Raw genomic sequence first — 12,552 nt, forward strand, 5'->3', positions numbered from 1 at the left:
ACCCTGTGGGAGCGGGCTTGCCTGCGATGAGGCCGACACATTCAACCTCTCGATCAGCTGACAAATCGCCCTCGCGGGCAAGCCCGCTCCCACAGGTATGTCGGTCGGCCACAAAATTGTGATCGAACCAGACCTTTGTGGGAGCGAGTTCGCCCCCACAAAGGACAGGTCCTTATTTGCCGGCGTTGATGGTCACGGTCTGGATCGCACCCAGTTCCAGATCCCACTTCTTCAGGATCGCCTGGTAGCTGCCGTCATCCACCATGCTCTGCAATGCGACTTTCACCGCTTCGCTCAGCTCAGGCTTTTTCTTGCTCACGCCCATGCCGGTGAACTGCTTGGAAATCGGCAGGCCAACGGTCTTGTACATGTCCTTTTCCTGGGTTTTCAGGTACGGCAGGGTTTCGCTGCCTTGCATGGCGGCGTCAATGCGGCTCTGACGCAACTGAGCGCGGGCGTCGGCCGAGCCTTCGGTGCCGATCACGTTGATCGCCGGTTTGCCGGCGGCTTCGCAGTTGGCCTTGCTCCACTCGGCGATTTCCGCCGGGAAGGTCGTACGGCGGCTGGTGCCGACTTTCTTGCCGCACAGGTCGATGATTTCGTTGGTGGCTGCGTTTTTCTGCAAGGTGTAGAACTGCGGGCCGCTGGTGAAGTAGTCGACGAAGGTCACGCTGGCCTGACGCTCGGCGGTGTCGGTCATGCCTGACAACACCATGTCCACGCGGTCGGTGGTCAGCGCATTGATCATTTGCTCAAAACCGGTTTCCTGCCATTTGATCTTCACCCCCAAACGCTGGGCCAGCGCATTGCCCAGGTCGTAGTCGAGGCCGGTGAGGGTGTTGGTGGCCGGGTCCTTGAAGTCCATCGGCGGGTAGTTCGGCATGATCGCGACGACGATCTCGCCCTTGTCCTTGATGCTGGCCGGTAATTCGGCGGCGAAGGTGAAGCCGGAGGCCATGACACTGGCGAGTACTGCCGGGATAACGATTTTCTTCATGGTCGTTCTCTTATGAGTGTTGTGAGCGCCAAGGGGCACTTAGGTTCGAACGGCAGAAATGAAGCTTTGGGTGCGAGGGTTTTGCGGACTTATTAGTATTTCTTCGGGGCTTCCAGCCTCCACGATCTGTCCGCCGTCCATGAACACCATGCGGTTGGATACTTCGCGAGCGAAGCCCAGTTCATGGGTGACGACGATCATGGTCATGCCGGTCTGCGCCAGATCGCGCATCACCGACAGCACCTCACCGACCAGTTCCGGGTCGAGTGCCGAAGTGGGTTCATCGAATAGCATCAGCTTGGGGCGCATGGCCAAGGCACGAGCAATGGCGACACGTTGTTGCTGACCACCCGAAAGTTCGATCGGGTAGCTGTTGCGTTTGTCGGCCAGGCCGACACGGGCGAGCAGTTCCACGGCTTCTTCGTGCGCCTCCTTGGGCGAACGCTTGAGCACCTGGCACGGCCCTTCGATGATGTTTTGCAGCACGGTCATGTGCGGGAACAGGTTGAAACGCTGGAACACCATGCCGGTCGACAGGCGCTGACGGGCGATCTGCGTTTCGTTGAGCTCATGCAGCTTGTTGCCGACGACCCGGTAGCCGACCAGTTCGCCGTCGACCCAGAGCCCACCCTTGTCGATCTTTTCCAGCTGGTTGACGCAACGCAGCAAGGTGCTTTTGCCGGAGCCGGACGGGCCAATGATGCACAGCACTTCGCCTTGCTCGACTTCGATGTTGATGTCCCTGAGCGCGTGGTACTGGTCGTAATATTTGTTCAGGCTCACGGCCTTGACGATGCTTCTCATGTCGGGTTCCTCAAGAGCGCTTGCCGGCGCCGCGGGCGAAACGACGCTCCAGACGGCTTTGACCAAAGGACAGGACGGTGACGGTGGCCAGGTACCAGATACCCGCGACAATCAGCAGCTCCATCACGCGGGCGTTGGCGTAGTAGATGTTCTGGGCGTTGTAGAGCAGCTCCGAGTACTGGATGACGCTCGCCAGCGAGGTCATTTTCACCATGCCGATGAACTCGTTGCCCACAGGCGGAATGATGATCCGCATGGCCTGGGGCAGGATGATCCGGCGCAACGCTTGCAGGCGCGGCATGCCGATCGACTTGGCGGCCTCGTACTGCCCGGTGTCCACCGACAGCAGACCGGCGCGCACCACCTCGGCGGTGTAGGCACCCTGGTTGATGCTCAAGCCGAGCAGGGCGGCCACGAACGGCGTCATCAGGCTCACGGTGTCCAGTTCGAACAGGCCGGGGATGCCGATGGTGGGGAAGATCAGTGCCAGGTTGAACCACAACAGCAGTTGCAGGATCAGCGGCGTGCCGCGAAACAGCCAGGTGTAGGTCACTGCCACGTAGCGCAGGATCGGGTTGGCCGACATGCGCATGATCGCGGTGATCACCCCGAACACGATGCCCAGCGCCATGGCCAGCACCGCCATGACGATGGTGTTGAGCAAGCCCCACATGATCGCCTGGGACGTGAGGAACTGGCCGATGTACGACCATTCGATCTTGCCTTCTGCGAAGGCCCGCACCAGACCCAGGATTGCAATGACAATCACCGTGGCGAAGAAAATGCGCCCGTAGTAGCGGCGTGGTACATGTTGGTACTGGGTGATGTCGAACTGGTTTTCCGCCAGTTTGCGCTCCGCCTGGAGTCGCTCTGCTTGTGTCTGACTCATGTTGGTTCTCCGTACACGTTATTTCGGCTCAAACACAGACCCACTGTGGGAGCAAGCCTGCTGGCGATGGTGGTCAACGATAACGCTGGCAACCTGACACACCCCGTGGCGCTCTCGGGTTCATCGCGAGCAAGCTCGCTCCTGCAAGGGTTTGCGTTTGGCTCAGAGGCGGAAGCCCTGATAGTTCTCGGTCCACGCCTGCTGGGTGGCCAGAGCGGTTTTCAGGCGGCCGATCTGTTCGCGTACCTGCTGTGGCGCGGTGCCGCCCCAGCCGCTGCGAGCAGCGATGGCGGCTTCCAGGGTCAGGCTGTCGCGGACCTCGGGGGTCAGGCGTGGGTCCACCTCGGCCAACAGCGCCGCAGAGGCTTCCCACAATTCGATGTCGTGTTTCTCGCAGGCCTGCACCAGCGCACCGGTGATTTCATGGGCTTCCTTGAACGGCACGCCGCGTACTGCCAGCCAGTCGGCGACTTCGGTGGCGAGGGTGAAGCCCAACGGTGCCTGGCGACGCAGCTCTTCGACGTTGACCTTCATGGTCGCGACCATTCCAGCCATGGCCGGCAGCACCAGCAGCAGGGTGTCGACGCTGTCGAGCACGCCGTTCTTGTCTTCGCTCAAATCGCGGTTGTAGGACAGTGGCAAGGATTTGAGGGTGGACAGCAAACCCGTCAGGTTGCCGATCAGGCGTCCGGCCTTGCCCCGCGCCAGTTCGGCGATGTCCGGGTTTTTCTTCTGCGGCATGATCGAACTGCCGGTGGCGTAGGCATCGTCCAGCGCGACCCAGCGGAACTGCCGCGAAGACCACAGGCAAAACTCTTCGGCGAGACGCGAGATGTTGATGCCGAGCATGCTGGCAATGAACAGGAATTCGGCGACGTGATCGCGGCTGGCGACGGCGTCGATGGAGTTTTCGCACACTCCGCTGTAACCCATTTCTTTGGCTGATTGCTGGGGCTGGCGAGCGATGGCAGAGCCGGCCACGGCGGCGGCGCCCAGTGGCGACAGCGAGGTGCGCGCGTCCCAATCCACGAGGCGCTGCACGTCACGCAGCATCGATTGCGAGTGAGCCAGCAGATGATGGGCAAACACGATCGGCTGCGCTTGCTGCAAGTGAGTGAAGCCGGGGCAAATGCTCTCGATGTGTTGCTCGGCCTGTTCGACCAGCGCCTGCTGCAAGGCCAGCACTTCAACGGCCAGGGTGCGTACGTGGTCGCGCAGGAATAACCGCAGGTCATTGGCGGTCTGGTCATTCCGTGAGCGACCGGCACGCAGCTTGCCGCCCAGCGCGCCAAGGCGCTCGGTCAGCAGGCGTTCGATGAAGGTGTGAACGTCTTCGTCGTCGAGCGTTGGCGCAATGCTGCCGGCGCGGAAGTCAGCGCCGATTCGCTCCAGGGCGTCGAGCATGGTTTGGGTTTCTTGCTCGCTCAAAAGACCGGCGCGCTGCAGTTCCCGGGCGTGGGCCTTGGAACCGGCGAGGTCGTACGGGGTCAGGCGAAAGTAGCGTTCAGGGCAACGGGACAAAGCGGCCAAGGCTTCGGACGGACCGCTTTTGAAGCGAGCACCCCAGAGACGGTCGGTAGTTTGAGACATTGTTGTTTTCCTCGTCGGTAACGTGAACTGAAATCGGAGCGGCCGGGCCGCGATCACCGCTGCACTATTGAGCCATTAACAGCGGGCTGAATCAGGCCAGAGCAGTTTTTAAGAGGGCAGTTTCAAAAAGGCGAGAGCTGATCGAAGTGTCAGCTTTTAATGTTTTGAGATCAGTGGTTTGGCACTGACGTTCGGGATTTTTTGGCGATTGCAAAGTCTGGTTTTCTGTGTTCATTATTATTAGGCCAGCTATGTTTTTGTTGTTGGGCACAGATTGTTGAATACGGCGCCAGAGGTAAATAGTCATGATGGAAACCCCACTTTCCAATTCCGGAAACCCGCCACCGAAAACGCTGCAACGGGCACCGTTGGCCCTCAGTGGGCTGGACTTCAAACTGCTCAAAGTGTTCAAGGCCGTGGTCGAGGCCGGAGGCTTCAGTGCCGCGCAAAACGAGCTGAACGTGGGGCTGGCAGCCATCAGTAAACAGATTTCCGACCTGGAAATCCGCATCGGCATGCGCCTTTGCACGCGTGGGCGAGAGGGCTTTCACCTGACGGAAGAGGGGCGTCTGGTGTATCAGGCGTCAATAGACTTATTTGCCTCGGTCGACAACTTTCGCGATCGCCTTAGTTCAGCTCAAAATGAACTTGTCGGTGATCTTGGTGTGGGGGTAATAGACAATACAATCTCTGATGCCAATTCACCGTTGGTTTCAGCGATTAGAGTAATAAACGAACAGTCTCCCAAGGTTCGATTTCAACTTCAGGCGACGCAACTTGATGAAGTGGAAAGGGGCGTTGTAGAGGGGCGATTAGTGGCGGGAATTGTTCCGGTTTATCAAAAGCGCGAAGAGTTCGATTACTACGCGCTATACGAAGAACGCTCGGAAGTTTATTGCGCAGTCGGTCACCCTCTGTTCTCCATGGCAGAGGCTGAGATGGGTGCAAATGTGCTCAAGGATTACGAGTGCATCAACCATCGCTACGCGATCCACCGTGACAAACTCAACTATGCCCGCTACGACAGTTTTTCCGCCTCGGCCACCCAGGTGGAGGCTGTTGCGCTGCTGATCAAGACGGGTCGTTTTGTGGGGTTCCTGCCCCAACATTACGCCGCACCGATGGTGGAGCGGGGAGAGTTTCGCGCGGTGTGTCCGGACCTGATCCATATCGTCACGCCGTTCAGTCTGATCCTGCGCCATAACACTGTCCGCAGCCCGTTGGTGAAGGCATTTACCCGGGCACTGGGCGTGGATTTAAAAGCCTCGGTTTGACTGGTTTTTTGCATGGAACATCAACTAACGAACAACGGCGGCCATCAGGGGCGATTGGACCCGGCTTAAAGCTTTCAGCATTTACAGTAACGCGAAGCCGTTTTTTCGAAACGTACGCTCAATACCGGTCTTAGTGTTCCCGATGCCGTGCTGTGAAGAGCGTGAAAATCGCCTGGTCACGGAGCGTCAACAATGATTACCCGACGCCCCTGAACTTCGCGGCCTTCAAGGTATTACAGCGCCAGTTTTTGCAAAAACAGGCTTGTCGTAAACCTTCAAAAACTGGCAACGGTGCAACCCGTCAATGCTGCCACGTGGGCCGCCGGGGGTTACGAAAATCGCACAGAGGTATAGGCCCTTTGCGAGTCTTTCGACGAGTAGGCGGGATAATCGATATAGCCTTGTGCGCCACCGCCATAAAACGCTTCACGTCCTGCTTCGGCCAGCGGCCAGCCATGCCGCAAGCGATCGACCAGATCGGGGTTGGCTATGAACGGCCGGCCAAAAACCGCCAGGTCCGCCACCCCTTCATCGATCGCCTGCTGCGCTGTTTCATGGGTGTAACCGCCCGACAGGATCAGGGTGCCGCAGTAGGCCGCACGGATGGCTCTTTGAAAGTCTGGCGTGCCCAAATGGCTGGCGTGCAGATAGGCGATCTCGCGTTGGGACAGGGCTCCGGCGAGTGCGAGCCACGTCGCCTCTTCTTCATCGAACGCGTGCAGATCAGCCAGTCTCGCAAAAGGTGACACGCGTACTCCCACCTTCGTGCGGCCGATCTGCGCACTCACGGCATCGACCGTCTCAAGCAATAAACGCAGGCGATTGGCAATCGAAGGGCCACCGTAACGGTCTTCACGGGTGTTGAAGCCGCCGTTGATGAACTGTTCAAACAGGTAGCCGTTACCCGCATGAATTTCAACGCCGTCAAAACCCGCCGTCATGGCATTTTTCGCGGCCTGTCGAAAGTCTGCGATGACCTGTCGAATACCCTCGGCATCCAAAGCAACAGGCGCGCTCACCGGTACCTGCGCGGGTTGGCCGTCGCTGTCATAAGCGTGCACCAAGGTTTGCGCGGCGGGCACGGCCACAGGCGCGACCGGTGCTCGTCCCTCCAGCAAGGATGAGTGCGAGATCCGCCCTACATGCCACAGCTGGATGACAATGCGCCCTCCGGCTTGATGAACCGCGTCAGTCACGCGTTTCCAGCCTTCAATCTGCGCGGGTGTGTGGATCCCCGGGGTATAGAGATAGCCACGCCCCTGCCCGGACACCTGAGCGCTTTCGGTGATGATCAGACCCGCTCCCGCGCGCTGGGCGTAATAGGTCGCCATGTCCGCAGACGGCACGGTGTCCTTGACGCGGGCGCGGGTCATTGGCGCCATGACGATGCGATTGGACAACTGCTGACCGGCCAGATTGTAAGTGTCGAAAAGAGATGACATGTGCTGATCCTCCAAAAACGCGCCAGACCTCAAACGTGCGACGGGAAGTGCGGCAAGATGTGCTCGCTGAGCTCGTCGAGAATCTCTGCGTAGGGTTGGCGGCTGACCTTGGGATTAAGCGCGATGTGCGAAATACCGGCAGCTTGCGCTTGCTCCAGGTAATTGCGCAGGCCGTTGCGCCCCGCCCGGAAGCCTCCCTGAATGCGTTGGAATGGCAGGTCCGGGTTGTCGCTGAGGTCGAAATAGCCACCCAGGCCTAACGGTTTGAAAGCATTTCGGCCTTCGATCTCACGTACTTTGGCGTGCCAGCTCTCGCCCAGCGAAGCCAATCGCTCGGGGCTTTGCACGCCGGCCAGATAGCCATCGAGGTGTTCGGCCAACCATTCAATGCTCTGCTGCGCCTGGCCGACTGCGATTGAAGGGACGCGGCCATAGGGCGCTTTCGGCACAAGGTCGAGGTTTCCGAATGAATGACCGAATCGCTCGGAGCGAAAACGCGGAAAGTCCTGCTCAATCAGGGTACGAAACACTGAAAAGGCATCACGGTAACGATCACCACGGGTCTCATAATCGATACCCAGCATCGGGTAGTCGCTGAATCGATCCCCAGAGGACAGCCCCAACACCAAGCGCCCTTCGCTCAACTGATCCAGGGACGTTGCTTGCTTGGCCAGATACATGGGCTCGTGGGTAGGCAGCACGATACCGGTGGTTCCCAGGACGATGCTGCGTGTGGCTGCGGCCAAAAAACCGATGTAAACCAGGGGTTCGAAGATGTGTGCCACATCGTTGTAATCCGGGTCGTAGAAAGGAATGTCACGCATCCACAGCGCGCCAAAACCCAGCGCCTCGGCGCGTTGCGCCATTTCCACGTGGTCACGCATGGTCGGTGCCGCTCGGCCGGCGTGGGTTTCGAGGGGCAAAATCAGGCCAACCGTCAGTGCCTGTGGTTTGAACAGACGCTGAAAACCAGGGTGGCGCTCAAGCGAGGGATGAGCGGTCGGCAGGGCGGCAGGTTGCACGTGCGGCGAGGGTTGGGTGGCGAAAGTCATGATGGCAGTCTCGGTGAGTGGCGATGACTGACATCTTTATTGAATCCTCAGCTCGGATAAACATCAGTAAAAGACCATTACCTGGTCCGCTGAGTCCCTAATGATTTCAGGTCTCCCAAGGCACGCCTGGTTCCCAGCGCTCAATCAACAGATCAATAAAGGCACGGACACGCGGGGACAACTGACGCTTGCTCGGGTAGACGATCCGGATGGGGTCGGGCGACGCACGGTAGGGTTTGAGTACTTCCACCAGGGTTCCGTCGCGCAGGTCGTTACCGGTGATGTAGGTCGGCAAGTGAATCAGGCCAATGCCAGTCAACGCCGCTTCGCGCATGGCTTCAGAACTGTCGATGTTCAGCCGCCCTGGCTGTTCGTATAAATAAAGTCCGGAGGGCGTCTGGTAACGCCAGACACTGGCCTGGCCACTGATGAACGCTATGGTGTCATGCCCGACAAGATCAGCAGGCGTGTGCGGTACGCCGCAACGGGCCAGATAAGACGGCGAGGCACAGGTTGCGAACTGCTGCCAAGCCACGGTTCGGGTTAACAGTTGTGAAGCATCTTTTGGCGCGCCAATGCGGATTGCGATGTCGACACCTTCTTCGACCAGGTCGACAAAACGATCGGTAAACCAGACGTCCGCGCGAAGTTCAGGCCACTGTTTCAGATAAGCATCCAGAATCGGCAGGATATGGCGCTGACCGAAGGAAAGGGGGGCGGTGAGTTTGAAAGTGCCGGTCGGCCGCCCACGGCGCAAGGCCATGGTTGCTTCCACCTCATCGAGATCCTCGAGAATTTGCTTCCAGCGTTCATAGGCAACCCGCCCCTCGTCGGTCAGGCTCAGCTTGCGCGTCGTGCGATTGAGAAGCCGTGCTCCCATTCGACCTTCAAGACGAACGATACTTTTACCTACCGCCGATCGGGTCAGACCGAGTGAAGCGGCTGCCGAGGTAAAGCTTCCAGCCTTCACAGCCGAGACAAACGCCGCGATGTCACCGAATCGGTTGGCTTCCATGGGTCGCTCTACTCCAGTAGTTACGCGTGGTAGCGGGAAATGACGTCCCAACGACTGGTTTTTCTGTCAGCCGGGGATCACAAAATTATCACCCAGCCAACGTGGCAGTGTCTCAAAGTCAAAACCGCTGTCGAATCAAGTTTTGGCTCCTGCTGACGGGGCCATTGAGGGGGGCTGTCAGTGCTCTCATCTGGTTATGTGACTTGCGAGCCCACCTTTCGCTGCTACGCTTATTCGGTCGGAGCTGTCCGCGCAAGGCGACATGTTTCGCTCCCCGGATCCCGCTGATCCTGGGCCCATCACGCCACCTTCCATTTTCAGCCGCCGCTGCTGCCGACCGTGCCAGGCCACATTCCGGTCTGCGCTCAAAACCCATGCACATGTGTTGACCCGAGAAGGAACGGAGCAACGGGCGTGATTTTTCACGACCTCATCAATCATTGGCAGGCCACAACGACGGCTCAAACGGGAATTCGCATGTCCTCAGGCATTCTCTGGAGAAGCTGCCATGAGACATCAACAGCAAATCAAGCTCACACGTATCACGCCCGAATACTGGCGGGTCACATTCCACAACCCGCCGTACAACATCTATGGTCCGGAAACCATGCCGCAGTTGAACGAGGTGGTCACCGCCATCGAGTCCGATCCCAAGCTGGTGGTCGTGGTGTTCGACAGCGATGTGCCGGACTTCTTCCTCACCCACTATGACTTCGTCCCCCCGCTGACTGACACCACCAGCCTGCCCAACGGCCCGACCGGCCTGCCACCGCTGCCCGACATGCTGGTGCGGTTGAGCAAGGCACCAGTGGTGTCGATCGTCTCGATTCGCGGTCGTGCCACCGGTGTCGGCAGCGAACTGGCCCTGGCCAGCGATATGCGCTTTGCCAGCCGCGAGAAAGCCATCCTCTCGCAATGGGAAATCGGCGCCGCACTCGTGCCCGGTGGTGGCCCCATGGCCCGACTGCCAAGGCTCATGGGGCGTGGTCGGGCATTGGAGGTGCTGTTGACCGGCAATGACATCAACGGCGAACTTGCCGAGCTGTACGGCTATGTCAACCGAGCGCTGCCCGACGCAGAGCTGGATAAATTCGTCGACACCATGGCCCGTCGTATCGCCCGGTTCGACAAACAGTCGATTACGGGCATCAAGCACCTGGTCGACGCCGCCAGCCTTCCGCCCAACGAGGCCATCGCGGCTGAATGGGAAGGTTTCATCGGCTCGGTGAAACGTCCAGCGGCGCAGGCCCGCATCAAACAGCTGATGGAGCTTGGGCTGCAGGAAAAAGCCGACGTCGAGAAACGCCTGGCTCATTACACCGGCACCTTGGGTGAGGAGTCGAAATAATGACCCCTTAGGTGCTTAAAGAAGGGGCAGCCACGAGTACTGCTCTGGAAACGTTCCGTACACAGCTGATCTCACCGGCTGCGCCGTCACAGGTATAGCGCTCCACTGGAGCGCTATATTTAGTGCAGACAATCGGGCCAGTGCTCCATGACGCTCTTGTAGCGTGTGTAAAAGCGCACGGCTTCCTCGCCGTATGCGTGATGATCACCGAGCATCGATCGTTTCCAGCCCCCGAACGAATGCCACGCTGACGGCACTGGACTCGGAATGTTGATGCCGACCATACCGATCTGAATCTGTCGGGTGAATGTGCGCGCCGCGCCGCCGTCGGATGTGTAAAGCGATACGCAGTTCCCCAGTTCGTGGGCGTTGACGAGTGCAATTGCGCTCGCAAGATCAGGCACCCGGACAACCGACAGGACCGGCCCGAAAATCTCCTCTCGATAGATGCTCATCTGCGGCGTTACCTCGTCAAACAGCGAGCCGCCGAGAAAGAAGCCTTCTTCACGGCCGGCCACGGTCTGGCCGCGACCATCGACGACGAGCCTGGCACCTGCCTTGAGACCTGCATCGATATAGCCCAACACTTTGGTGCGATGCGCGGCGCTGATAAGCGGCCCCATGTCCAGGCCGGACTCCATGCCACCGCCTATCTTGAGCGAACGCACGCGTTGCGCGAGACGTTCGATCAGCTCATCACTGATACTCCCAACCGCCACCACGACTGACGTCGCCATGCAACGTTCGCCGGCCGAGCCGTATGCCGAGTGGATGATCGCATCGACCGTTTTATTGAGATTGGCGTCGGGCATGACCACGAGATGATTCTTCGCACTGCCCAACGCTTGCACGCGCTTGCCGTACTTCGCGCTTTCCCTGTAGATGTATTCGGCAACCGGCGTCGAGGCGACGGCAGATACCGCAGCCACATCGGGGTGTTGCATCAGTGCATCGACGACGGCCTTGCTACCGTGCAGGACATTGAATACGCCTTTGGGAAAGCCCGCTTCGATGAACAGCTCGGCAAGCCGGATCGATGCCGACGGAGTGCGCTCCGAGGGCTTGAGGATGAACGTGTTGCCGGTCGCTGCCGCCATCACGAACATCCAGCACGGCACCACCATCGGGAAGTTGAATGGCGTGACGCCGACGGCCACGCCGACGGGTTGACGCAGATTCCACGCGTCGATGCCGGGGGCGCTCTGATCGGTGAAATCGGTCTTGAGCAGGTTTGGAATGCCGCACGCGAATTCGACGATTTCGATCCCGCGTATCACCTCGCCCTTTGCATCCTCAAACAGCTTGCCGTGGTCGCGGGTGATGAGTTCTGCGAGTTCGTCGCTATGCGCCTCGAGCAGTTCCTTGAACTTGAACATCAAACGCGCACGCTTGAGCGGTGCGTTTTCGCTCCAGGCCGGGAACGCGGCTTTCGCAGCGGCGACGGCGGCGTCGACTTCATCTGTGTTTGCGACCGGCAAGTGGCCCGTCACCCGGCCTAGCGCTGGATCCATTACGTCAACGAACTGCCCACTCGCGCCTGCAGCGTGTTGACCGTCGATGAAATGACTCAATTGGCGCACTGAGCCTTGATTTGCTTCGCTCATACGGTTCTCCTGAACGTCAGGGTCCTGTACTGGCAGCAACATGCTGTGATCCATAACTCCACGCCCGACACTATGCGCTCGCCTCGGCGTTTATCAAGGTTGTGGGCGCGCCAACCGTCGCACGATGGAGCGCTTTTCTCGGCCTGTTGTTCAGATCCACACATCATTCGTGGCGGTGCGCTCGCCACCTTCGTGGCCGGTATTCAGAACGCCCCGTGGCTCGATCATCATCAGCCTGGCTTCACCCTCTGCGGCCGTCCTGTGTTCCATGCCGCGAGGGACGACATACAGTTCGCCCGGGCCGACGAACACGCTGCCATGGGGCAGGTCGATGCGCAGTACGCCCTCTAGCACCAGGAAGGCCTCGTCGGTTTCCGGGTGGGAATGCCAGATGAACTCGCCTTCGATACGCACGACCTTGAACTGGTAGTCGTTCATTTCTGCGACGACCCGTGGGCTCCATTGTTGGTCGATCAGCGCAGCCTTGTGCGCCAGGTTGATGGCTTGCAAAGGCGCAACGTTTGGCAGATTGGACAT

Annotated in this window: 12 protein-coding genes; 2 read left to right on the forward strand and 10 right to left on the reverse strand. The window is 59.2% G+C overall.

Translation table 11 applies throughout. The features are described 5' to 3' along the window. Window positions 1–172: 172 nt before the first annotated feature. The 5 genes from ACGJAX_RS17750 to ACGJAX_RS17770 form a co-directional block, all read right to left on the reverse strand. On the reverse strand, window positions 173–997 hold the full coding sequence (locus tag ACGJAX_RS17750; RefSeq protein ID WP_390955546.1) for a transporter substrate-binding domain-containing protein: 825 nt from the start codon (window positions 995–997) through the stop codon (window positions 173–175). 39 nt (window positions 998–1,036) lie between these two features. After that, window positions 1,037–1,801 (reverse strand): ATP-binding cassette domain-containing protein, encoded by a 765-nt coding sequence (locus tag ACGJAX_RS17755; RefSeq protein WP_390955547.1) that lies wholly within the window; start codon window positions 1,799–1,801, stop codon window positions 1,037–1,039. Window positions 1,802–1,811: 10 nt separating this feature from the next. Continuing rightward, complete coding sequence (locus ACGJAX_RS17760; RefSeq protein ID WP_090323305.1) at window positions 1,812–2,690, reverse strand: amino acid ABC transporter permease; 879 nt, start codon at window positions 2,688–2,690, stop codon at window positions 1,812–1,814. Window positions 2,691–2,852: 162 nt separating this feature from the next. After that, complete coding sequence (gene argH, locus ACGJAX_RS17765) at window positions 2,853–4,280, reverse strand: argininosuccinate lyase (RefSeq protein ID WP_390955548.1); 1,428 nt, start codon at window positions 4,278–4,280, stop codon at window positions 2,853–2,855. A gap of 91 nt (window positions 4,281–4,371) precedes the next feature. Next, window positions 4,372–4,587: a hypothetical protein gene (locus ACGJAX_RS17770; protein WP_390955549.1), complete on the reverse strand. Its 216-nt coding sequence runs from the start codon at window positions 4,585–4,587 to the stop codon at window positions 4,372–4,374. Between the two features lies 1 nt (window position 4,588). On the opposite strand from ACGJAX_RS17770, the gene ACGJAX_RS17775 reads away from it, so the two are divergent. Then, window positions 4,589–5,554, forward strand: a complete 966-nt coding sequence (locus ACGJAX_RS17775; RefSeq protein WP_390959905.1) for a LysR substrate-binding domain-containing protein — start codon at window positions 4,589–4,591, stop codon at window positions 5,552–5,554. A gap of 329 nt (window positions 5,555–5,883) precedes the next feature. On the opposite strand, the gene ACGJAX_RS17780 is transcribed toward ACGJAX_RS17775, so the two are convergent. The 3 genes from ACGJAX_RS17780 to ACGJAX_RS17790 all read right to left on the reverse strand — a co-directional run bounded on the left by ACGJAX_RS17780 (window position 5,884) and on the right by ACGJAX_RS17790 (window position 9,063). Beyond that, window positions 5,884–6,996, reverse strand: a complete 1,113-nt coding sequence (locus ACGJAX_RS17780) for an alkene reductase (RefSeq protein ID WP_390955550.1) — start codon at window positions 6,994–6,996, stop codon at window positions 5,884–5,886. 29 nt (window positions 6,997–7,025) lie between these two features. Next, a complete protein-coding gene (locus tag ACGJAX_RS17785) occupies window positions 7,026–8,048 on the reverse strand; it encodes a TIGR03571 family LLM class oxidoreductase (protein ID WP_390955551.1) in 1,023 nt (340 codons plus the stop codon). Window positions 8,049–8,154: 106 nt separating this feature from the next. Further along, window positions 8,155–9,063, reverse strand: coding sequence for a LysR substrate-binding domain-containing protein (locus tag ACGJAX_RS17790; RefSeq protein ID WP_390955552.1), 909 nt, complete (start codon window positions 9,061–9,063; stop codon window positions 8,155–8,157). A gap of 508 nt (window positions 9,064–9,571) precedes the next feature. On the opposite strand from ACGJAX_RS17790, the gene ACGJAX_RS17795 reads away from it, so the two are divergent. Next, a complete protein-coding gene (locus ACGJAX_RS17795) occupies window positions 9,572–10,411 on the forward strand; it encodes an enoyl-CoA hydratase-related protein (protein ID WP_390955553.1) in 840 nt (279 codons plus the stop codon). A gap of 119 nt (window positions 10,412–10,530) precedes the next feature. Here the strand turns inward: ACGJAX_RS17795 and ACGJAX_RS17800 are convergent, their stop codons facing one another. Further along, a complete protein-coding gene (locus ACGJAX_RS17800; protein WP_390955554.1) occupies window positions 10,531–12,015 on the reverse strand; it encodes a CoA-acylating methylmalonate-semialdehyde dehydrogenase in 1,485 nt (494 codons plus the stop codon). Window positions 12,016–12,165: 150 nt separating this feature from the next. Beyond that, a complete protein-coding gene (locus ACGJAX_RS17805) occupies window positions 12,166–12,552 on the reverse strand; it encodes a cupin domain-containing protein (RefSeq protein WP_090323296.1) in 387 nt (128 codons plus the stop codon).

Source organism: Pseudomonas moorei, from assembly GCF_042846945.1.
GTDB classification, from domain to species: domain Bacteria; phylum Pseudomonadota; class Gammaproteobacteria; order Pseudomonadales; family Pseudomonadaceae; genus Aquipseudomonas; species Aquipseudomonas moorei.

Bases quoted from the DNA above. Each gene is read 5' to 3' on its own strand.
- ACGJAX_RS17775 (WP_390959905.1), top strand. From the start codon at position 4,589: ATGGAAACCCCACTTTCCAATTCCGGAAACCCGCCACCGAAAACGCTG.
- ACGJAX_RS17750 (WP_390955546.1), bottom strand. From the start codon at position 997: ATGAAGAAAATCGTTATCCCGGCAGTACTCGCCAGTGTCATGGCCTCC.
- ACGJAX_RS17800 (WP_390955554.1), bottom strand. From the start codon at position 12,015: ATGAGCGAAGCAAATCAAGGCTCAGTGCGCCAATTGAGTCATTTCATC.
- ACGJAX_RS17755 (WP_390955547.1), bottom strand. From the start codon at position 1,801: ATGAGAAGCATCGTCAAGGCCGTGAGCCTGAACAAATATTACGACCAG.
- ACGJAX_RS17780 (WP_390955550.1), bottom strand. From the start codon at position 6,996: ATGTCATCTCTTTTCGACACTTACAATCTGGCCGGTCAGCAGTTGTCC.
- argH (WP_390955548.1), bottom strand. From the start codon at position 4,280: ATGTCTCAAACTACCGACCGTCTCTGGGGTGCTCGCTTCAAAAGCGGT.
- ACGJAX_RS17770 (WP_390955549.1), bottom strand. From the start codon at position 4,587: ATGACTATTTACCTCTGGCGCCGTATTCAACAATCTGTGCCCAACAAC.
- ACGJAX_RS17795 (WP_390955553.1), top strand. From the start codon at position 9,572: ATGAGACATCAACAGCAAATCAAGCTCACACGTATCACGCCCGAATAC.
- ACGJAX_RS17760 (WP_090323305.1), bottom strand. From the start codon at position 2,690: ATGAGTCAGACACAAGCAGAGCGACTCCAGGCGGAGCGCAAACTGGCG.
- ACGJAX_RS17805 (WP_090323296.1), bottom strand. From the start codon at position 12,552: ATGTCCAATCTGCCAAACGTTGCGCCTTTGCAAGCCATCAACCTGGCG.
- ACGJAX_RS17790 (WP_390955552.1), bottom strand. From the start codon at position 9,063: ATGGAAGCCAACCGATTCGGTGACATCGCGGCGTTTGTCTCGGCTGTG.
- ACGJAX_RS17785 (WP_390955551.1), bottom strand. From the start codon at position 8,048: ATGACTTTCGCCACCCAACCCTCGCCGCACGTGCAACCTGCCGCCCTG.